Below are 20,619 nucleotides of genomic sequence, written 5' to 3'. Positions count from 1 at the left end.
GTAAGTAATTAAAGTTAAACCGTCAGACTTGCCTTCAAAAATACCTTGCTAGCCTCAATCACTTGTTTTTGTATATTTTCATCAGTCATACCGCGTGCGAGGGTTATTGCACCTACCAGTTGGCAAAGTACGCCCCATGCTTTGATTTCACAGCCTAAATGCTGAGTAAAAAGTGCATGACCCCGTAATAACTCTTGCTGATAAAGCTGTTTGACATCGTCTTCTGAGCGGGCAACTTCACTGGCAAGTGCAGGTAATATACAGCCCCGGTCGGCATGCTGAACATGAGACAGATTTAAATAACGATTCAACTCAAACTCAATCCAGTCCGCAGGATCATCATGCGGATTTTCTTGCCACATGGCCAAACTCTGTTGCAGTTCAGCTTCTACCAGTGCTTTTAACAGTTCATGTTTAGAAGAAAAATGCGAATAAAAGGCACCACTGGTCACGCCAGCCGCTTTCATAAAGCCATCAACACCAGTCGCAGCAAAGCCTTGTTGTTTGGCGAGTTGACCACTAATCTGAAGTAGTTCTTTGCGTTTTTCTTGTTTGTAGCCTGGCTTGTATCGCATAACGAGGACTCATGAATGAGGTTTGACGATTTGAAAATTATAACATAGTATTCGTTATGGTAACGATCGTTATTTAAAAAGAGAACTACAATGAGTCAAGGAAATGAACAGGGAAGCACACATAAAGGCGTCGCTTTAATCATTGGTGCAGGTGATGCAACAGGCGGTGAAATTGCCAAACGCTTTGCACGTGGCGGCTATATCGCATGTATGACCAGACGCAATGCGGCAAAGTTGCAGCCGTTAATTAATGAAATTGAGCAAAATGGCGGTACAGCATATGGTTTTGCTTCCGATGCACGAAAAGAAGAACAAGTGATCGCGCTGATTGAACAGATTGAAAGTCGCATAGGACCCATTGAAGTGATGGTCTTCAATATTGGGGCAAATGTGCCGTGTAGCATCTTAGAGGAAACTGCACGTAAATACTTTAAAATTTGGGAAATGGCATGCTTTAGTGCTTTTCTAGTCGGGCGTGAGGTTGCCAAACGTATGGTCCAACGCGAACGGGGCAGCATTATTTTTACAGGCGCTACCGCTGGCGTGCGCGGAGCTGCCAACTTTGCTGCGTTTGCAGGGGCGAAGCATGCTTTACGTGCATTGGCACAAAGTATGGCGCGTGAATTGGGGCCAAAGAATATTCATGTTGCACATGTGGTGGTGGATGGGGCAATTGATACCGATTTTATTGAAACGACCTTCCCTGAAATCTATGCGCTAAAAGAGCAGGATGGAATCTTAAATCCAGCCCACATCGCTGAAAATTATTGGCATCTGGCGCATCAGCCGCGTGATGCATGGACACATGAGTTAGATTTAAGACCATGGATTGAGCGTTGGTAATATTGGACTTTTAAAATGATAAAGAGGGAGTTTTTAATGCAAAGTATTGAGTTTTATTTTGATTTAGGCAGTCCATATAGTTATATGGGTTTTCATCGAATTCAGAAAATCGCAGCTGAAAAGCATGCCAAAATTATCTGGAAACCGATGCTTTTGGGTGGCGTATTTAAAGCAACAGGGAATAGTAGTCCAATGACGGTGCCTGCCAAGGCACAGTATGCTATGAATGATTTAAAGCGTTGGTCAAAACTCTGGCAAATTCCAATGCAGATGAATCCTTATTTTCCAATTAATACCCTGCAACTGATGCGTTTGGTGACGGCTGTACAGCGCTATCAACCAGATCAATTTCTGGCTGTACTGACTGGTGTGTTTGATGCCATGTTTGGCGAACCTTGTAATCTGAATGATCCGCATGAATTTAAACAACTGATGCTTGATTTAGGTTTGGATGTTGCACAAGTCCAAACATGGCTGGATGATGAGCAAGTGAAGCAGCAATTAAAGTCCGTCACCGAAGAAGCCGTGCAACGTGGAGTGTTTGGTGCGCCAACGTGGTTTAATCAAAATGAAATTTACTGGGGAATCGATCATCTGCACTTTTTAGAGCGGGCCTTAACTTCAGCTTAAATGATATGTATCTTTTAAAAACAATCTCTTGTATGAAAGTACGGGAGATTTTCTCTTAGAAATTTCTTCATAGCTAGCCCTTTTGAGCAGTAATACCTTTCTAAGATATAAAGTTTCAATTGCAATTTCATACTCATTTTTATAAATTAGGTAGATCGGTATACCTATTTAGATAATTGGCATGAGTAATAAGTCCGCAAAGGAAAAAATTTTAGATGCAGCAGCAACTTTGTTTTATAACGATGGAATTGCCAATACGGGGATCAATGCCATTACTGATCGGGCAGGTGTGGCTAAAATGTCACTCTACAATAATTTCCCGACCAAATCTGATTTGATTGCTACTTACATCCAAGCCAGACATCAGGAATGGCTAGACTTGTATGCCAAGCGTTTAGTGCATGCAGATACTCCATTTGAGCGGATTCTGGCAGTCTTTGATGCTTATCAAGACCATGCTGAATATGCCTACGAAAAAGGGTTTAGAGGCTGTGGTTTATTGAATGCAGCGGCAGAATTTCCTGCTGCAAGCCCAGAAAGACTGGCGGTGAAGCAACATAAAGATGAAGTTGAGCAGATTTTGGTAGAACATTTGAATGCAATGTTTCAGGAGCAAATTAAAGCCCAAGAATTGGCATTATTTATTTCCTTTGTTTTAGAAGGCTCGATTGCCCGTGCGGGTCTGGATGGTAATGGAACGAAGGTGCATGCCGCGAAACAAATGATAGAGCACCTGTTACAGCAGGAGTTAAATGGGTGAGTCAGAAATTAGATTTAAGTGCGTATTATGGTTTTATCGCGGTACTGATTGCCTCGGTATTATGGGGAACCACGGGTACGGCTGCTTCCTTTGCACCCAATTTAAGTCCATTGGCCATTGGGGCGCTGGCAATGGGTGGTGGCGGGCTATTACAAGCACTCTTAGCCAGAAAGAAAATTGCGAAGCATTTGAATGATATTCCACGCAACAAAGGTATCTTGTTGCTTGGTGCGCTTTCAGTTGCCATTTATCCCTTAGCATTTTATAGCTCTATGCATTTGGCAGGTATTACCATTGGTACGGTCATTTCTATTGGTACAGCACCGTTATTTACTGCCTTACTGGAGCGTTTCTTGGATCAGAAGCAATTATCTAAGCGTTGGTTTTTAAGTTGTTGCTTCGGTGTTTTAGGGGTGTTGTTACTTTCACTGGGTGAGTCACATGCAACCAGTCAGCTACAACAGCATTCAACCGATCAGAAAGTTTTAGGTGTCATTCTAGGCTTGGTTGCTGGACTAACCTATTCACTGTATTCATGGGCTGCCAAAAAGATGATTGACCGTGGGGTGGATGCCAAAGCCTCAATTGGTCTGATTTTTGGATTTGGGGCTATGTTATTGTTGCCGACTGCCTTGTATACGGGTAGTAATCTATTTGATGAGGCCATCCATGTCTATGTGGTGGGCTATATGATGCTCATCCCCATGTTTTTGGGCTATTTATTATTTGGCTATGGACTTAGAACTGTGCCTGCGAGTCGTGCAGTGACTTTAACCTTGTTTGAACCGTTTATGGCGGCTGTTTTTGCCATGCTGATCGTGGGTGAGCAATTGGATGGATTGGGCTGGCTGGGCATGGGACTTATTTTTGTGTGTTTGATAATTCTGTTTAAAGTTGAGGATCAACCCAAGACTGAAGCCGAAATGCTTCCAAGCACTGAAATTTAAAAAGCGGATCGCAAAAATACATTGTCAAAATAAATAAAAGATAAAAAGGAAAACAGCGAACCGAGGTTCGCTGTTTTCAGTTTTCTTGCAAAGGAAACAAGTTTCAAGAGAGGGAATTAGAAGAAACCTGCTGGTTTAGTTGAGTAGCTTACTAACAAGTTTTTAGTTTGTTGGTAGTGATCAAGCATCATTTTGTGGTTCTCACGTCCGATACCTGATTTTTTATAGCCACCGAATGCCGCATGTGCAGGGTATACGTGGTAACAGTTGGTCCAAACACGACCAGCTTCAATCGCGCGGCCAGCACGGTAAGAAGTATGTGCTGAACGAGACCAAACACCAGCACCTAGACCATAAATGGTGTCATTGGCAATTTTGATTGCTTCATCAAAATCTTTGAACGTTGTTACAGACAAGACTGGTCCAAAAATTTCTTCTTGGAAAATTTTCATGTCGTTGTTGCCTTTGAAGACAGTCGGTTCAATATAGAAACCGCTACCCACTTCTTGACGAGCACCACCGCCCATAAGTACTTCAGCACCTTCGCCACGACCTGTAGCAATACAGCTTAAGATTTTGTCTTGTTGCTCTTGCGAAGCTTGCGCACCAATCATGGTTTCTGTATCTAATGGGTGACCTGTCTTAATGCGTTTAACACGCTCAATTGCTTTTTCAAGGAATTTGTCTGCAATGCTTTCTTGAACAAGGGCACGTGAAGGGCAAGTACATACTTCACCTTGGTTCAAGGCAAACATGGCAAAACCTTCAAGCGCTTTTTCAAGGTAGTCATCTTCACGATCCATCACATCTTCAAAGAAAATGTTCGGAGATTTACCACCAAGTTCTAGCGTTACAGGAATAATGTTTTCAGTAGCATATTGCATAATCAACTGACCCACTTGCGTAGAGCCTGTGAATGCAATTTTTGCAATACGTGGACTAGTTGCCAGTGGACGACCCACTTCAGCCCCAAAACCGTTTACGATGTTCAAGATGCCTTCTGGCAGTAAGTCTTGAATGAGTTCAACTAATACGAGAATGCTGACAGGCGTTTGTTCAGCTGGTTTAAGCACGATACAGTTACCCGCAGCTAATGCTGGAGCAAGTTTCCATGCCGCCATAAGAATTGGGAAGTTCCATGGGATAATTTGACCCACAACACCCAATGGCTCATGGAAATGGTAAGCAATTGTGTCTTCGTCAATCTCAGAAATGCCACCTTCTTGTGCACGGATACAGCCTGCGAAATAACGGAAGTGATCGATGGCAAGCGGAATATCTGCTGCAAGGGTTTCACGGATCGGTTTACCGTTGTCCCAAGTTTCTGCAACTGCGAGTAATTCAAGGTTTTGTTCTAAACGATCTGCAATTTTAAGGAGCAGGTTTGAACGTGTAGTAGGAGAGGATTTGTTCCATTGAGCCTTAGCTTTGTGCGCTGCATCAAGCGCAAGTTCGATATCTTCAACCGTTGAGCGAGGAACTTTAGTGAATACTTTGCCATCGACAGGCGATAGGTTTTCAAAGTATTCTCCTTTAACAGGTGCTACCCATTGGCCACCGATAAAGTTTTCGTATTGAGCTTTAAATTGAACCTTAGAACCAGGTTGATTAGGATCGACGTAACGCATATATAATTTCCTTTGCTTGTTGTTTGTCTAAGCATCTACAGCTTTGGTATAAGGTACATGAGTACATTATTTGTTTAGCATAGCTAGCATAAGGTTGGAGAAAGGTTGGAATGTAGAAGGTTTACAACAGGACGACAAATGCTTACAAAAACAGTTAAGTACAGGACGTCAGATCATTAGTTTTGAGAGAAAGCAATGATGAATAAGCAGGCATTATTAGAAAAAAGACAAAGGATTGATCAGTTCCGCCAAAGTAGTAGTCTTTCGCCTTTACATGCAGAACAATTAGGGCAAAGTATTGCAAGCTCATGGCAACGTTCAGCTTCGGCAGCCATTCCTAAAGACCGTATGGCAGCACCGATCAATCATCAGCATCACCGTGGTCAGAACAGTGCATTAGAGCATGCCTTACAGCTCTGCACGGAAGATCTTAAACACATTGCCCAGCAATCCTCTATGGTGGTTGCGGTTGGTGATATTGGCAGTACCATCGTTTGGTCAGCATCGAGTCATCAAATGCAAAGTGCAGCAGAAAGTGTGCATTTTGTGGCAGGTGGTCAATGGCGTGAAGAATTGGTCGGAACCAATGCGCTGGCATTGTCCTTAAAAACCCAGCAATCCAGTTGTGTGTTCTCCAATGAGCATTACATGACCTCGATTCAGGATTGGGTCTGTTATGCGGCTCCGATTATTGATCCATATTCAAAACAAGTCTTAGGGGTGATTGATCTCTCGACTACGTGGAAAAATCACAACAGTTTGGGCTTATTGGCAGCGGAGCGCTGTTCTTCCATTATTCAAACCGCTTTATTAGAGCATCAGAAACAGCAGTTGTTTATTCGTGCTTTTGCCATTCCGCAAATTTTGTTTAATGGCAAGGTATTGGTGCTGACACCGCGTCAAATCGAAATTTTGGCGATCTTGGCACTTTGCCCGCAAGGTTTGACTTTAGATACCTTGCATCAAGCCTTATATGGTGAGCGTAAAGTCAGTATTGGGACTTTAAAAGCAGAAATGTCGCAGTTGCGTGATATTTTGGGTGGTATGCTCGGTTCACGACCATATCGTTTATTGGTCAATGTGGATGCAGATTTCTTACAAGCCGAACAGGCATTGGATGCAGGCTATCTGGAAACAGCGTTAAAGCTGTACACAGGCGTGTTTCTTGCCAAGACCGAAAGTCCGTTCTTGTGTGCATGGCGAGACTGTTTGGAATCACGCTTAAGTGACGCGATTTTTAAAGCCAACGAAACCGATGTATTGCTCAAGCATGTGGCACATTTCCCTGAAGCCATCGATGCTGTTGAGCGTTTGATTGAACTGATGCCGAAATCACATCCTGTGCATCAAACGCTACTCAAACTGAAAGACAGAGAGGATCTTTAATCAGATTCCTTTCTCTTTAATCCATGCGAACAGGGCATGATAAACCTGTTCGCGGGTTTTCTTGTTGGATAACACCAAATCATGCAAACCGTTTTCAAAACTTCGAATACGGACATCACCGTGTATTTTCTCAGCATTTTTCTGAATATCATCCACGTTTAAAATGACGTCACTGGTTTGTGCTTCAATTCCCCATTTTTTCGGGTTGGTGGTTTGATGCGAATGCATGACCAGCGTAGGTACCGTCACGGTTACACCTGCATGGATTTCTTTTTGTGCCTCATGAATTGCCCGTATAAAACTCAGTTTCACCATTGAGTATTTCGGTAATTTCCATTCCAGATTAAAGTTCCATTCGCCAGAATAGTGACAATGAATGCTCGGTACATACCATGGGTTGAGACCACTCGGCACGGGAAGGTTGGGCAAGAGGCGTCCGAGCTTGCTCAGTTGTGGCAGGGCTTTGTTTTTCTCAAATTCACTCATGTTGAAATCGTAAAACGGACTATTTAGCCATAAACCCTTAATCAGCGGATGCTGCGGATAATGTGCAGCATATAGGGTGCAAATCAGTCCACCTGTAGAATGACCACTCAATAATACCGCTTCATGTCCTTCTGCTTGAATGACCTCTAAGGCTTTGGTGATTTCGGCATCATATTCACGTAAGTCACGCACGTTATACAGTTGTTGATGCCCCAATCGTGAACGCCCGTATTTACGTAAATCGAGTGCATAAAAGTCGAAGCCATGCTGATTGAACTGGTCTGCCATTTCCGTTTGGAAGAAGTAATCAATAAAGCCATGGATATATAAAACAGCTTTGGTACTGGCTTGCGCTGCTTTTTTACGGACTAATGTGGCAATGACCTTACCTTCATAGTCATCAGGAAGTTCGAGTACAAGTTGCTGATAATCTGAACCCAATATATCGGCTTGATAGGTGTTTGGAATTTTAAGCGATGTCATTGTTATACTCATCAAGATTTATTATGTGTTTAATCCTTGATGATGTTGCTGCATTTGTCAAATTGAATTAAAAAATAGGCAAAAAAATGCAACCCAGTGCCTTCTTCTGTAGAGAATCTAGTGTGCAGTCACTGGTTAGTCAACAGTGACTGCACTCCATGCCTGATTCAGCCAGAACTGGGTTGCCAAAAGCAAAAAGTAAGAGATTGGAGAGACTTACACCGCTGCTTTAAAATCTACAACTGAGGCACCGCTTTTCAACGCTGCTTTGAAGATGTCGACCACTTGCGCATGAGTCGCTTTACGTGGGTTCGTCAACATGCAGGCATCTTTTTGCGCATTCTCAGACATAATACCGAGGTCTTGTTCTTTCACACCCAACTCAGCAAGGCTAGATGGGATACCAATTGACGCAGATAATTCACGAATCGCATCAATAGCAGCATAAGCAGCTTCAGTGACTGTTAAACCGTTGGTGTTCACACCCATTAACTCTGCAATGCGTGCATAGCGGTCAGGGCATGCAATTAAGTTGAACTCACACACGTGTGGCAGTAAGACTGCGTTACATACGCCGTGTGGCAGGTTGTAGAAACCGCCAAGTTGATGTGCCATGGCGTGGACATAACCTAATGATGCATTGTTAAATGCCATACCAGCAAGGTACTGTGCATAGCTCATGGCATCACGTGCTTCTAGGTTTTCACCGTTTGCTACTGCAGGGCTTAACCATTGGCTGATCATGGAAATTGCTTTTTCTGCACACGCATCTGTGATTGGGTTTGCTGCTGTAGAAACATAAGCTTCAACGGCATGTGTTAATGCATCCATACCTGTTGCAGCAGTTAAGCTTGCAGGTTTAGCAATCATCAGTTTAGGATCATCAATTGCAATGAGTGGAGTACAACGCCAGTCTACAATTGCCATTTTCACGTGAGTGTCTGTATTGGTAATAATACAGAAGCGCGTCATTTCAGAGGCAGTACCCGCAGTTGTGTTCACTGCAATAAGTGGTGTCATTGGTACAGAGCTTTTGTCGATACCTTCGTAATCACGAATATGACCACCGCCCGCAGTTACCAGACCAATACCTTTGGCACAGTCATGCGATGAACCACCACCAAGTGATACAATGAAGTCACAGCCTTCATCATTGTAGGCTTGTACACCATTATGTACGTTAACATCTGTTGGGTTTGGTTCTGCACCTGGGAAGATGTGGCTATCAACACCAGCATCTTTAAGATAACTTGCGATGGTGTCAGCTACGCCAAATTTGAATAAACCTGCATCGGTGACAATCAGTGCTTTCTTAGCACCTAAATTTTGAGCTTTGGTTCCAATTTCTTTGGCACAGCCTGGTCCAAAAAGTGAAACACATGGAATATAAAAACCGTTGGTTTGATCTGCAATATTTTTAAAAGCCATGGTGCGATTCCTTCTACCATTGTTATGTTCTGAGCGGTGACCCTCACCGTGGTTTGAGTATTGTATGAAGACAAAATTAAGCCTACCTACCAAATACCTACCATAGAATTGAAGGCATACTTTTTTTAAGACTTTTGATGGCAAGATAGCGGTTACAGTTTTTGGTATCTATAAGATAAATAAAAATAAAATGAACTAAACGGCAAAAGGTGATTTTTTTAAAAATTTGATTAAAATAATAAGTAGCATTATACAAAAGTAGAATGAGGGGCGCGTATGGAACAAGAACGTTTAATACCGCAACATCGTCAAATTGCTCAAATGATGTTGAGTTTTTCTCCTGACCTGACTGCCATGCAACAGCAACAATGGCAGATTTTGGGGAATTTGAATGCGCAAAATATGTTTCGCATAGACCAAGAAAAACATACGATTTTTATTATGAATGAGATGTTTTATCTCAGCTTCCATTTGGTTCAAAACAACAATACGCCCTTGTTACAGCATGATTTTAGCTATCAAGGGCAACATGCCGAATTACTTGAAGATTTCTTTTTGCATGATGTCGGTTTTCTGACAGATCATTTGAATGAACAGCACTCCCTATTTTTAAAAAATAAAGTGCAACAATTACGTGAAATTATTGCAAAGCAAGTTTATCAATGGGTGGGTGGACCAGCGCGTGTACTGGCTTTTTTGAATCAAATGACCTTGGCGCAAGCAGAATTATTAGATCGGCGTTTGATTGCGCTCGGTATGTTGAAATATGCCTGTTTTGTAGAAGCGCTACAAACGGGAGCGGCTTTAGATCCCGCATTAAAACAACACTTTAGTCAACTTTGTGCTTTGCATATCGTCAATGGAGAAGACTTTTTACCCTTACAGGGACTGATGGATAGCTATGACGAGCTTTGCCATAGCGCAGCGCAATTTCTACCGACCGCTTTGTATCGCATTGCGACCTTAACTTTTGAGCAAAAATTTAATTTGGATGAATTGCTGGATCATCAAGCAGATTTTGCTTTGTTACAGCCCTATGCCATACAACAAAGTCATGTTTTGTCCTTTGTTAGGTTGATGAATCGTGAGCTGTGGCATAAAGATGATTTATTGGCAAAGCAAAACTTTTTACAAGCGCACAGTCCAATCTGGCAAAAAAAAGTCGCCCGACTGCCGATATTTGATTACTCACGTACGGTGAATTGGCTATTTAAGCAAGATGCGATGGTGCTAGATTGGTTGAGTAGCCATATTCAACATAGCCATGTGCGTGTCGCGGTGACTGCGTTGAGTTTTGTCGATACCAGTCAAATTCACCCCAGTATCATATTACTGACCTTGCAGTATTTCCAGCATACTTGTGCGCGTATGTTTATTCAGAGTTGTGATATACACGCCACAGCAGAACAATGGTTTGAGCATCAAAATAATCAAACTGTAGTACTTAAAGGTCAACAACAGACTGCGGAAGATCAACGGATTGCCATCAGTCCTTCCATTTTGTATTTAGATGAATGGATGAATTTGCTGCGTAATGTCTCTAGTAAGAACGAAGCGACAGTCAAGCAGGTGTATAAAAAGATTAGTCGGGTGATGCAGGCTTACATGCTGCACTTACATCATATCGTGCAAGATCTGCCGCAAGAACTGTTAAGTTATGTCCATCCAAGTACCCATCAAAATCGGGGCTTTTATCGAACCTTACGCCGTCATCATGTGCCAGTAAATGAGTTTCGTGCCTTGTTCTATCTACGTTATCAAAATTTAAGGGTATCGGTCTTTGATGCCTATGTGCGCGATTACTTAATTTATTGTTTTAATGAAAATCGTGATATTGCGAAAAATACAACGTGGTTGGGCTTATTTCATCATGCAGTGGAATGGCATCGGCAGTTACATAAAGATGAAATTTTGGCGCGGCTGAAACAGAGTTTTGCGGTCAATACTTGGAATGCCGTTTCACCAGAGACGATTTTGCAATATTCGGGCTGGACTTTTGAAGAATTGCATCATATCGAACGCATTATTGAAGAGTCGAATATATTTCACCATTGTCTTGCGGTGAGTTATGCGGAACGGATTATGCAGGGCGAATATGTCGCTTTTCATATGTCTGCTCCACATTACACGCAGTCACTGACTTTGGGGTGTCATATTCAGGCAGGCAAGTTGTTGTTTGATCAATTGGAATATCCGAACAATCAAAAAGCCGAGCAGCTCTTGGTCACAATCGCAGAACAATTTATTCAATGGTTCAATGATAAATATTCACCCTAATTAAAAACAGACAGGTTTTTTGCTCGACAGATACAACTTAAAAATATTGAAGTGCTATTATTTTTTATGTTTTAAATTTTGCTGGAAATATATAATACAGATTATTGATATTCATTAATTTTTAGTAAAGATAAGTGGCAGTTAAGCGGCGAGATTTTGGGTCTGCGCTTAACTTTTCAGGCAAAAATCGTTAGGCTATAGCCGTTCTTTAATGGTTATCGGTCTTATGAAACAAGAAACTGCACTCAAGCTGCTCAAAGCGGGCGAAAATGTCTTCCTTACAGGTTCGGCTGGTGCGGGAAAAACCTATACCTTAAATCAGTACATCAATTACTTAAAAGCACGTAAAGTGCCTGTTGCCATTACCGCGTCAACAGGTATTGCTGCAACTCATATGAACGGCATGACCATTCACACTTGGGCGGGCATTGGCATTAAAGATAGCCTAAGCGATGATGATCTGAAGCGTATGAAAGAACGCAAATACCTGAAAGAGCATTTGGAAAATGCACAGGTATTGATCATAGATGAAATTTCAATGTTACATGCCAAGCAGCTGAATTTGGTCAATCAGGTGCTGAAATACTTTAAAGAAAGTGAGGATGCATTTGGCGGTATTCAGGTGATTGTGGCGGGGGATTTTTTCCAGTTACCGCCAGTCGGGAAAAAAGAAGAACAAAATCGGGATAAATTCTGCTTTATGTCTGAGGCTTGGGTTGAAGCCAAGTTCCGTGTTTGCTATCTCACCGAGCAACATCGTCAAGGCAATGATTATTTGAATGATATTTTGAATGCGATTCGTAGCCAGAGCATCACTCAAGAACATTTACATGCCTTAGAGCAGACCCGTACCCAAGATATCGGTGAAACCTTCACACGATTGTATACGCATAATATGGACGTTGATTCTATTAATTATCAACATTTGAATGCCATTGAGCAGCAAGGTCATGAATTTATGGCAGTCTGTGATGGGAATGATAAATTAATTGAAACCTTAAAATCGTCGGTACGTGCGCCCGAAGCTTTAACTCTCAAGAAAAATGCCAAAGTCATGTTTGTCAAAAATAACTTTGATATGGGGTATATCAATGGCAGCTTGGGTGAAGTGATTGGTTTTGAAGAAGATGATGATCATGGCATTCTGCCAAAAGTGAAACTCACTGATGGTTCGGTGTTGTTAGTCGAGCCTGAAACTTGGTCAGTCGATAATGAAGCGGGTAAGAGTATTGCCAGTTTGCAGCAGATTCCATTACGTTTGGCGTGGGCAATCACCATTCATAAATCACAAGGCATGACCTTGGCAGCGGCAGAAATCAACTTAAGCCATACCTTTGAAAAAGGGCAAGGTTATGTGGCATTGTCACGGTTAAAATCCTTACAAGGCTTAAAGCTGTTAGGTTTTAACATGCAAGCTTTAGAACTGGATAGTTTGGCTATTAAAGCCGATCGACGCTTCCAAGAGTTGTCGCAAGAAGCCGAGCACAATTTTGCAGATCAGGATTTAACAGTTCAACACAAAGCCTTTATTCGTCATTGTGGTGGAACGTTAAATGAAGTTGAAATTGAACGCAACGAAAAGAAAATTGCGCGTAATGCAGGCAAGCAAAACTATGCGTCTGCGACCCTAGATGAAACCCGTGAACTCTTTGAGTCAGGCTATGAGATTGAAGATATTGCAACTGAACGAGGTTTAACACCCGCCACGATCATTAATCATCTTGGACGTTTGCATAAAGAGCAAGGTTTGGATATTTCGGTTGCCCATCCTGGGGATGAAGTGGTCGAAGAAGTGCGTAAAATTTATAAACGTTTGCAAAAGCGGCAAAATTCAGATCATTTTGCAGATGATGGTGCCATTAAACTGCGTCCAATTGTGGAAGCCACCAACCCAAGAATGGGCTATGATCAAGTGCGTTTAGCTTTGCTTTATATCAAATAAAACTGTTGTAAAAGAGAAGCGTAGGCAAGTGCAATTCTTGCTTACTTTCTTAAAAACTTGCGCTACACTGCGATTTATCGGATAAGAATAAATTAGAAAAGCAATGAAATTTACGGCATGGTATACGCTACGCAAGTTTGTCTACAATAATTTGCACAATGATGATTATGAAACTCGGTTTAGTCGTGGGTTGAATATTTTTCTGATTGCATTAATTATGAGTAATGCGGCAGCGGTCTTAATTGAATCCATTCAAAAATACTATGTGCAGTACCACGATTTTTTTTACTATTTTGAGCTGTTCTCAATTTTTGTATTTACCTTAGAGTACATATTGCGCTTTTGGTCAATTGCTGAAGCGGATAGCTTTGAATCACCGTGGACAAACCGTATGAAGTGGGTGACCAGTGGTGGTGCGATTATTGATTTGCTTGCGATTTTACCTGCTTATCTGAATTTCTTTGTCCATTTCGACCTGCGTTTCCTCCGAATTGTACGATTACTCCGATTATTAAAACTGACCCGTTATTTTGTCTCACTGCAAATTCTGTTGCGTGTGATTGAGCGTGAAAAAGGCTCGTTCCAAGCTGTGATTTTTATCTTGGTGATTATGATCATCATGGCTGCGGCAGGTGTATATCTGATTGAAAGTCGGGTACAACCTGAGGTCTTTAGTTCTATTCCTGCCTCCATGTGGTGGGCAGTGGTGACACTGACCACGGTCGGTTATGGAGATGTGACGCCTGTAACCCCATTGGGACGTTTCCTTGGCGCCTTAATTACTATTTTGGGCGTGGGCTTGGCTGCTTTACCTGCGGGTATTTTGGCAAATGGTTTGGCGAATGAACTTGAATTACGTAAGCAAGAACTTGAACTCAGATTTCGCGAATTGATTCAAAATAGCGAGATCGATTTTGTTTTAGAAAAAGAGAAGATTGAGGAAATTCGTAAAGAGGTCGGACTGACCAATGAGCAAACCCAAGATATTATTCTGCAATTGATTCGCGAGCAAAAGGAAGAATCGCTGAAACAGGAACGGGATCAATATGCCTATTGTCCACATTGCGGTAAAAAGTTACCTGAATAAAGATTAAAAAAACATAAGTAAAAGCCCTAGAAGTTCGATGACTTTTAGGGCTTTTATTTGAAATGGATTAAAAATACCTAACTTGTTTCCTGACAGGTTTGACTATCCAGTTGCTGATTCTTTTCATGCTGAAAGGCGACTAAGAGAATGACTAATCCACCAAGACTTAAGAGTACACCCACCCAAATTGGCGCTAACCAGCCCATGCCATGACTGATGAGCCAACCCCCCAGAAAAGCACCAAGGGCATTGGCAATATTAAAAGCAGAATGATTCAGCGAAGCCGCCAAACTTTGCGCATCGCCAGCGACATCCATAAGCCGAGTTTGCAGTAATGGTCCTAAACCAGCAATACTAAAACTGACCAAGAATAATGCTGAAAAAGCGGTGCATAGATTCCCAATAAATAATGCACAAATTACATAAGAACAGGCATTGGACAGCAAGACCAAAATAATGGCTTTATTCAGATTTTTATCAGCAAAATGTCCTGCAACCAAGCCCCCAATGACCAGTCCCAGACCAATACTGGCAAGTGCAAAAGGCACAACCTGAATGCTGGCATGGGTGTATTCGGTCAGGATTGGGGAAACATAACTATAGACTGAGAATAGCCCGCCAAAACCAATGGCTCCCACTGCAAGAGTGAGCCACATTTGGGTGTTCTTTAAGCCACGTAATTCATTTTGAATACTGGCCGTTTGCTTTTGCTGCATTTGTGGTACAAAAAAGCAAATCGTCACAACGGTTAATAATGCGATGGATGCGGAGAACTCAAAGCCCGCACGCCAGCCATAGTTTTGCCCTAGCCATGTTGCAAAAGGCACGCCTATCACGGTTGCGACATTTAAACCCATCATCAATTTTGCCACAGCAGAAGCACGCTTTTGTTTCCCTGCAAATTCAGCAACAACTAAGGCAGCAATCCCGAAATAGGCGCCGTGTGGTAATCCTGCAATAAAGCGTGAAATCAACATACTCTCATAAGTATGGGTGAGTGCTGTTACACCATTGGCTATGCCATAAAATAGCATCAGCCCAATCAACAGGGTTTTACGAGGTACTTTCGCTGCAAGGATCGCAATAATCGGTGCGCCAATGGTGACACCTAATGCGTAGGCACTAATGAAATGCCCAGCCACAGGAATGCTGACATGAAGATTATGAGAAATTTCCTGAATTAGCCCCATAGCGACAAATTCAGTCGTACCAATACAAAAGCCTCCAACCGCGAGGGCTAAAATCACCCAAAATAAGGAATAAGCAGGCTTTGCATCGATAGAATAATTGGAATTCATAGATGTCATTTTAATAGAGATAAGTTGGTGTGGGAGAGCTAGTTATTATATGTGAAAGATCTAAAAATTAAGCAGAGCAAATCACTCTGGATTGGATTTTTTTTGTAAATTAATATGGGAATGATCACATAATTTATGACTTGTGAATATGAAGAATTCTTCATGCTCAATGTGAATTATTTACCAGATTCGGAAGCTGAAGTTAGTGTAAGGGTTCACTAACTTCACAGTCAATTGCTGCTAAAGCGGTGATGCAGTCATCATGCCCATGCCTGCAATCCATTCTTGAATCGGTTCGTAATATTGAATTTCTGCATCATATTCGCCAAAAGCGGAAAGTGCAGCAAAAGCAGCCATCCATGCACGAATTTCCTGACCGCCACGTCCTCCGTCACGACGAATTTCTTCACTGCTCATTGCAGCTAAATAATTAAAATCTGCATGTTTAAAGCGCTGGAGTAAGTCTTTGTCCCATTCTGGGTTTAAGGGTAATGCAGCACTCATATCGCCATTGGCAAGACGTTGACCAACCGCAATTACTTTAGACTGACGGATATTTCGCGCTTCAACGGTGGGATTACGTCCTGCAATCAAGAATTCCTGCACTTCGGCTGGTGCTGTTTGAATTTGCGGGGTTGGAGGATCATGTGATAATCCACCAGAACCAATAATCAGAATACGTTCATCCAAAGTTTTAAGATATTCACCAATGACTCTCCCCATCTGAATGACGCGTTTGGTACGCGGCATTGGGTTGGCAGCACCATTAATAAAAATTGGGATAACAGGGTAACGGTCCAATTGACCATCGCAAAATAAATCGAGCGGTTGGGTAATCCCGTGGTCGGCTTGCATACGGTAGGAGTAGGAAAGATCAATATCATGCTCTAAGCAATATTCAATCAGACCAAGCGCTTTTTCTTCAGGAACATTAAGTGATGCAGGTCCATAGTTCCAGTCACCTGCAGCGGTTGCGCGGACACCCACACAAAAGCTTGGCATCAGATCATAAAAAAAACCATTAAAGTGGTCAGGACCAAAGGAGATAATTAGAGTCGGGTCATACGCTTTGACTTGCTGCGCAAGTTGAGCAAAAGCTGCGCGGGCAGAAGCTTCAATTTCTGGTGGTGGGGAGGCAAAACCCAAGAGAGGGGTGTGTGAAACACAAATTAATTTAACGGGCATGTTTACACTCAAAGTCCAGTTTGATGATCTGAGCATAAAATGAAGTCATTCTAGGAATACAATATTTATCTGCAATGGAATGATAGTTAAAAGATTGTGGTGAATTATAAGTAAATTACTATGCATTATTTAAATTAATAAAATTAGTGGCTTATAGTTTTTTGTAAACTTTAAAATTGAACTGGGAGGAAATTTCCGCTGATCAAATGAATATATTATTCAGCAAACTCGACCAAAGTTCGAAATGGTTATTGGCTAAATATATGTTTGGATGAAGCCGTTAAATTCCTTGAATGAATGCTTCACATACTTATTTTGATATTTCACTGATTCTATCAGTGTATTTTCGTTTCAATCTAGTGATGTGGTTTGAGCACCATTTGGGTTGAATGATAAACGTGTAGCGATAAGAGTCTGTAATTATTCTCGCTTTGTGTAAATCCTTCGTAATTGATCCTAAAAACATCCTAATAATCAGGGTGTTTAATGATTACTCAGATGAATGGTCTTCAACTCAATGAGTATTTAAATCAATCATTAGTGAAAAAAACAGAAGCTTATTAGATCAGAGAAGAGAATTTTTTGCTTCCATGAATTAGAGTTCAACTTCGGTAGAAGTCGATGGAATATTTAAACGGTATATTTCAAAGCTAATCTTTTGATTGTTGAATTATATTCACTTAAATAGAAAAGAATGAAATAAAACTAAAAATGAAACTCACTAATGAATTTAATGATAGAATGAGTAGGTTTCATTTTGTGGATTGAAGTCAATTCACATGAATCATCTTTGATATTGCTCGTACAGATTTAATGATGTTGAGATTTTCTCCAGATATCGGGTTAAGCGCTTAGTCGCTTGAAATCATCAAATTCTGATGGGCTATAAGGTTTGACCTTTGCGGATTCATAATAAATATGCTTGAAATTAGACACTTAAAAACATTACTTGCGCTACGTGAACATGGCTCTTTAGTTGCTGCTGCCAATGACCTCTGTTTAACCCCTTCAGCGATTTCACATCAGTTGAAAGAATTAGACCATTGGTATGGGGTAGAGGTGGTAAATCGCCGTAGCCGTCCTGTGACATTTTCGAATGTGGGGCAGCGCTTACTCAAACTTGCGGATGATGTATTGCCACAAATTCAAATTGCGCAAACAGATATCACACGCATTGTGCATGGACAGACAGGAAGGATTATTTTTTCTTCTGAATGTCACAGTTGCTTTGATTGGTTAATGCCGCTTTTAAATCAATATCGTCAGCAGTATCCAGATGTCGATTTAGATTTTGCTTCAGGCTTCGAGTCTAATCCGCATGAGTTATTGCAGAATGCTGAGTTTGATTTATTAATTACCGCAGATCCTATCGCATTAAAAGGGATTGATTACTTTCCGATTTTTGAATATGAATCCCGTTTAGTGTTGTCAAATACGCATCCTTTGGTGCGTGCCGAGCGTATTACCGTACAAGAATTGGCTGAAGAAACCTTAATTACCTATCCAGTTGATAAACACCGTTTAGACATTATGTCGAAGTTGTTTATTCCTGCGAATATTCAACCCAAGCAAATCCGAACAACGGATTTAACTCAAATGTTAATTCAGTTGGTGGCAAGTGGTCGTGGTATTGCTGCCTTACCAGATTGGGTGGTGAATGAATATGAACAAAAGGGCTGGGTCACTTCGCGCCGTTTAGATTGTGTGTCTGAAAAAGGCTTACGTCGTACTTTATACGCGGGTTATCGGACTGAAGAAAAAGAGAAGAACTATTTTGAAGGTTTCCTCAAACAATTGGAAAAGTTCTCTCAAAAACGTCATCAATATTATTTGTCTTAATAACGTTCAAATATCAAATTGTGATGATGTAGTTCATCGACTACATCATCACAATTCGCTTTTGTTTATTGAACTAAGATTGACCAATAAATAAAGAAAGCACACCCGCAGCAATCAGTGGACCGACAGGTACACCGCGTAAGAGTGCAACGCCAGCAACAGTTCCAATTAATAATCCAGCCACGACATTTGGTTGATGCGTCATTAACTTGACTCCGCGTCCACCCAGCCAAGCCACAAACAAGCCGATAGCAATCGCCAATAATGATTTCCAGCTTAAAAAGGATTTAAGAATGGCTTCCCCTGGAATTTTACCACTGGCAATTGGCGTTAAAACTCCGATGGTTAAAATCACGATACCCACATTTAAGCCGTGTTGCTGTAAGAGTGGGAAAAACTCACTTAAAGGGGTAATTTTAAAAACGATCAATACCCCAGCTGCAATGGTAACAGCAGTGTTATGGCTGAAAATTCCGCAGGCCAATAAAACCAGCAGGGCAATCAGATTCAGATCTAGATTAGACATGAGATATAGGGAGAATGTGTGAAAATGCAACTATTGTAGCGATTTTTGACACATAACAGCGAGAAAATCAGCGTGTAATTGGAAAATTGTTTAAAATGCAGCAGTCTGATGATGGGTCACTAATTATGTTCTTGGAAAAAATGTTGCAGTCTCAAGGTTTTGGTTCGCGTAAGCATTGCCAGCAATTAATTAAATCAGGCGCTGTCAGTATTGACCAAGACATCATGCAAAATCCAAAGCAGAAATTAAACTTAGAAAATTTGGTTTTTGAAGTGTATGGACAAAGTTATCAATATCGGGAAAACATCTATATTGCTTTAAATAAGCCTGCTGGATATGAGTGCTCCCATCAGGCAACCCATCATTTTAGTGTGTTTGATCTGTTTGATGATGTGCTGCTGAATCGTGGCTTACAATGCGTAGGTCGGCTAGATCAAGACACTACTGGCTTATTATTGCTTACGGACGATGGTCAATTTTTACAAGCGTTGACCCATCCGAAAAAGCATGTGGCTAAAGTCTACCGTATGCAAACTGCCGACCCTGTTTCTCCTGAGCAGATTCAGCAACTCGAAACTGGTGTTGAATTACGCAATGAACAGGGCATATTTGCAGCGACAGATGTGCAACAGTTAGCAGAATGCGAATTGCAAATGACCATTCATCAAGGTGTGTACCATCAGGTGAAAAGAATGCTGGCTGCGGTGGGCAATAAAGTTGAGCAATTGCATCGCGTGCAAATTGGGGCTTTACAATGTCTAGACTTAAAAGAGGGTGAATGGATCTATTTAACGCCTGAGCAAATTGAACTGGCACGCACCCGAGCGTCTATTTAAGAAAGCAGTGGTACGTCCTAAACTCGCTATCTGGAATAAAGCCCATCGTTTCATAAAGTCGATGTGATTCACGATTGGTCTTTTGCGTTTCAAGACTAATCCGCAGTGCATTTTCATGTCGAGCAAATAAAATTGCGGTATCGATCAGTTGCTTCGCAGAGCCTTGTCGGCGAAATTGCGGAGTGACATAGACATCATCTAAAATATAATAGGTTGAACAAGCGACAGAAGAAAAACCCAAATAAAGTAAAATAAAACCTGTCAATACATCGTCTTTGACATGAACAAAAATGACACTTTCTTGATTTTCAAAGCGTTGTTTTAAGAATTGTTGGGATAAATTTAAATTAGAAGAAGCACCATAAAACTGACGGTATTCATCAAATAAAACAGCAAGTTGATTCAGATCCTCAAGAGAGGCTTTTCTTACAATCATCAATTGCTCCATGCATTTGTATTGTCC

Annotated in this window: 18 protein-coding genes; 10 read left to right on the top strand and 8 right to left on the bottom strand. The window is 41.4% G+C overall.

Going from position 1 to position 20,619, the window contains the following annotated elements; translation table 11 throughout:
* Positions 1 to 14: 14 nt before the first annotated feature.
* The gene (locus tag ACWQ4X_RS06700) at positions 15 to 575 is read right to left on the bottom strand and encodes a TetR/AcrR family transcriptional regulator (RefSeq protein WP_457903167.1); all 561 of its coding nucleotides are present in this window, start codon (positions 573 to 575) and stop codon (positions 15 to 17) included.
* A gap of 90 nt (positions 576 to 665) precedes the next feature.
* Between ACWQ4X_RS06700 and ACWQ4X_RS06695 the strand changes: the two genes are divergently transcribed.
* The 4 genes from ACWQ4X_RS06695 to ACWQ4X_RS06680 all read left to right on the top strand — a co-directional run bounded on the left by ACWQ4X_RS06695 (position 666) and on the right by ACWQ4X_RS06680 (position 3,755).
* Entirely contained in the window at positions 666 to 1,418 is a 753-nt protein-coding gene (locus ACWQ4X_RS06695) for an SDR family oxidoreductase (RefSeq protein WP_457903166.1), read from the top strand.
* 36 nt (positions 1,419 to 1,454) lie between these two features.
* The gene (locus tag ACWQ4X_RS06690) at positions 1,455 to 2,048 is read left to right on the top strand and encodes a DsbA family protein (RefSeq protein WP_457903165.1); all 594 of its coding nucleotides are present in this window, start codon (positions 1,455 to 1,457) and stop codon (positions 2,046 to 2,048) included.
* Positions 2,049 to 2,229: 181 nt separating this feature from the next.
* Positions 2,230 to 2,808, top strand: coding sequence for a TetR/AcrR family transcriptional regulator (locus ACWQ4X_RS06685; RefSeq protein WP_457903164.1), 579 nt, complete (start codon positions 2,230 to 2,232; stop codon positions 2,806 to 2,808).
* Complete coding sequence (locus ACWQ4X_RS06680; protein ID WP_457903163.1) at positions 2,805 to 3,755, top strand: DMT family transporter; 951 nt, start codon at positions 2,805 to 2,807, stop codon at positions 3,753 to 3,755. The genes ACWQ4X_RS06685 and ACWQ4X_RS06680 overlap by 4 nt, the downstream gene beginning before the upstream one ends.
* Positions 3,756 to 3,871: 116 nt before the next feature.
* Here ACWQ4X_RS06680 and exaC read toward each other — a convergent pair whose 3' ends face one another.
* Positions 3,872 to 5,383, bottom strand: coding sequence for an acetaldehyde dehydrogenase ExaC (gene exaC, locus ACWQ4X_RS06675; protein ID WP_100242387.1), 1,512 nt, complete (start codon positions 5,381 to 5,383; stop codon positions 3,872 to 3,874).
* Positions 5,384 to 5,578: 195 nt separating this feature from the next.
* On the opposite strand from exaC, the gene ACWQ4X_RS06670 reads away from it, so the two are divergent.
* Complete coding sequence (locus ACWQ4X_RS06670) at positions 5,579 to 6,769, top strand: transcriptional regulator (RefSeq protein WP_100242388.1); 1,191 nt, start codon at positions 5,579 to 5,581, stop codon at positions 6,767 to 6,769.
* Here ACWQ4X_RS06670 and ACWQ4X_RS06665 read toward each other — a convergent pair whose 3' ends face one another.
* Positions 6,770 to 7,738 (bottom strand): alpha/beta hydrolase, encoded by a 969-nt coding sequence (locus tag ACWQ4X_RS06665; RefSeq protein WP_457903162.1) that lies wholly within the window; start codon positions 7,736 to 7,738, stop codon positions 6,770 to 6,772.
* A 216-nt stretch (positions 7,739 to 7,954) separates the two neighbouring features.
* Complete coding sequence (mdh, locus tag ACWQ4X_RS06660; RefSeq protein WP_100242390.1) at positions 7,955 to 9,166, bottom strand: iron-dependent methanol dehydrogenase; 1,212 nt, start codon at positions 9,164 to 9,166, stop codon at positions 7,955 to 7,957.
* Between the two features lie 276 nt (positions 9,167 to 9,442).
* Between mdh and ACWQ4X_RS06655 the strand changes: the two genes are divergently transcribed.
* The 3 genes from ACWQ4X_RS06655 (at position 9,443) to ACWQ4X_RS06645 (ending at position 14,472) form a co-directional block, all read left to right on the top strand.
* Positions 9,443 to 11,443: a hypothetical protein gene (locus ACWQ4X_RS06655; protein ID WP_457903161.1), complete on the top strand. Its 2,001-nt coding sequence runs from the start codon at positions 9,443 to 9,445 to the stop codon at positions 11,441 to 11,443.
* A 226-nt stretch (positions 11,444 to 11,669) separates the two neighbouring features.
* Positions 11,670 to 13,385, top strand: a complete 1,716-nt coding sequence (locus ACWQ4X_RS06650; RefSeq protein WP_457903160.1) for an AAA family ATPase — start codon at positions 11,670 to 11,672, stop codon at positions 13,383 to 13,385.
* A gap of 103 nt (positions 13,386 to 13,488) precedes the next feature.
* Positions 13,489 to 14,472, top strand: coding sequence for an ion transporter (locus tag ACWQ4X_RS06645; protein WP_457903159.1), 984 nt, complete (start codon positions 13,489 to 13,491; stop codon positions 14,470 to 14,472).
* A 77-nt stretch (positions 14,473 to 14,549) separates the two neighbouring features.
* Here ACWQ4X_RS06645 and ACWQ4X_RS06640 read toward each other — a convergent pair whose 3' ends face one another.
* Both ACWQ4X_RS06640 and ACWQ4X_RS06635 read right to left on the bottom strand, forming a co-directional pair.
* Positions 14,550 to 15,770, bottom strand: coding sequence for an MFS transporter (locus ACWQ4X_RS06640; protein WP_457903158.1), 1,221 nt, complete (start codon positions 15,768 to 15,770; stop codon positions 14,550 to 14,552).
* A 240-nt stretch (positions 15,771 to 16,010) separates the two neighbouring features.
* Positions 16,011 to 16,955 (bottom strand): 3-carboxyethylcatechol 2,3-dioxygenase, encoded by a 945-nt coding sequence (locus tag ACWQ4X_RS06635; protein ID WP_457903157.1) that lies wholly within the window; start codon positions 16,953 to 16,955, stop codon positions 16,011 to 16,013.
* A gap of 918 nt (positions 16,956 to 17,873) precedes the next feature.
* On the opposite strand from ACWQ4X_RS06635, the gene ACWQ4X_RS06630 reads away from it, so the two are divergent.
* Positions 17,874 to 18,794: a LysR family transcriptional regulator gene (locus ACWQ4X_RS06630; RefSeq protein ID WP_100242396.1), complete on the top strand. Its 921-nt coding sequence runs from the start codon at positions 17,874 to 17,876 to the stop codon at positions 18,792 to 18,794.
* Between the two features lie 73 nt (positions 18,795 to 18,867).
* Here the strand turns inward: ACWQ4X_RS06630 and ACWQ4X_RS06625 are convergent, their stop codons facing one another.
* Entirely contained in the window at positions 18,868 to 19,320 is a 453-nt protein-coding gene (locus ACWQ4X_RS06625) for a DUF441 domain-containing protein (RefSeq protein ID WP_100242397.1), read from the bottom strand.
* Between the two features lie 125 nt (positions 19,321 to 19,445).
* On the opposite strand from ACWQ4X_RS06625, the gene ACWQ4X_RS06620 reads away from it, so the two are divergent.
* A complete protein-coding gene (locus ACWQ4X_RS06620; RefSeq protein WP_457903218.1) occupies positions 19,446 to 20,156 on the top strand; it encodes a pseudouridine synthase in 711 nt (236 codons plus the stop codon).
* Here the strand turns inward: ACWQ4X_RS06620 and ACWQ4X_RS06615 are convergent.
* A complete protein-coding gene (locus ACWQ4X_RS06615; protein ID WP_100242470.1) occupies positions 20,149 to 20,592 on the bottom strand; it encodes a GNAT family N-acetyltransferase in 444 nt (147 codons plus the stop codon). The genes ACWQ4X_RS06620 and ACWQ4X_RS06615 overlap by 8 nt on opposite strands.
* Between the last annotated feature and the right edge of the window lie 27 nt (positions 20,593 to 20,619).

Source organism: Acinetobacter sp. NigerLNRRAM0016 (assembly GCF_054112845.1).
The sequence above is the reverse complement of the archived record's forward strand: the minus strand, read 5'-3'. Positions and strand labels throughout refer to the sequence as shown.

Excerpts from the sequence above, each read along its gene's own strand:
- ACWQ4X_RS06700 (WP_457903167.1), bottom strand. The coding sequence starts at position 575 with ATGCGATACAAGCCAGGCTACAAACAAGAAAAACGCAAAGAACTACTT.
- ACWQ4X_RS06695 (WP_457903166.1), top strand. The coding sequence starts at position 666 with ATGAGTCAAGGAAATGAACAGGGAAGCACACATAAAGGCGTCGCTTTA.
- ACWQ4X_RS06690 (WP_457903165.1), top strand. The coding sequence starts at position 1,455 with ATGCAAAGTATTGAGTTTTATTTTGATTTAGGCAGTCCATATAGTTAT.
- ACWQ4X_RS06685 (WP_457903164.1), top strand. The coding sequence starts at position 2,230 with ATGAGTAATAAGTCCGCAAAGGAAAAAATTTTAGATGCAGCAGCAACT.
- exaC (WP_100242387.1), bottom strand. The coding sequence starts at position 5,383 with ATGCGTTACGTCGATCCTAATCAACCTGGTTCTAAGGTTCAATTTAAA.
- ACWQ4X_RS06670 (WP_100242388.1), top strand. The coding sequence starts at position 5,579 with ATGATGAATAAGCAGGCATTATTAGAAAAAAGACAAAGGATTGATCAG.
- ACWQ4X_RS06665 (WP_457903162.1), bottom strand. The coding sequence starts at position 7,738 with ATGACATCGCTTAAAATTCCAAACACCTATCAAGCCGATATATTGGGT.
- mdh (WP_100242390.1), bottom strand. The coding sequence starts at position 9,166 with ATGGCTTTTAAAAATATTGCAGATCAAACCAACGGTTTTTATATTCCA.
- ACWQ4X_RS06655 (WP_457903161.1), top strand. The coding sequence starts at position 9,443 with ATGGAACAAGAACGTTTAATACCGCAACATCGTCAAATTGCTCAAATG.
- ACWQ4X_RS06650 (WP_457903160.1), top strand. The coding sequence starts at position 11,670 with ATGAAACAAGAAACTGCACTCAAGCTGCTCAAAGCGGGCGAAAATGTC.
- ACWQ4X_RS06645 (WP_457903159.1), top strand. The coding sequence starts at position 13,489 with ATGAAATTTACGGCATGGTATACGCTACGCAAGTTTGTCTACAATAAT.
- ACWQ4X_RS06640 (WP_457903158.1), bottom strand. The coding sequence starts at position 15,770 with ATGAATTCCAATTATTCTATCGATGCAAAGCCTGCTTATTCCTTATTT.
- ACWQ4X_RS06635 (WP_457903157.1), bottom strand. The coding sequence starts at position 16,955 with ATGCCCGTTAAATTAATTTGTGTTTCACACACCCCTCTCTTGGGTTTT.
- ACWQ4X_RS06630 (WP_100242396.1), top strand. The coding sequence starts at position 17,874 with ATGCTTGAAATTAGACACTTAAAAACATTACTTGCGCTACGTGAACAT.
- ACWQ4X_RS06625 (WP_100242397.1), bottom strand. The coding sequence starts at position 19,320 with ATGTCTAATCTAGATCTGAATCTGATTGCCCTGCTGGTTTTATTGGCC.
- ACWQ4X_RS06620 (WP_457903218.1), top strand. The coding sequence starts at position 19,446 with ATGTTCTTGGAAAAAATGTTGCAGTCTCAAGGTTTTGGTTCGCGTAAG.
- ACWQ4X_RS06615 (WP_100242470.1), bottom strand. The coding sequence starts at position 20,592 with ATGATTGTAAGAAAAGCCTCTCTTGAGGATCTGAATCAACTTGCTGTT.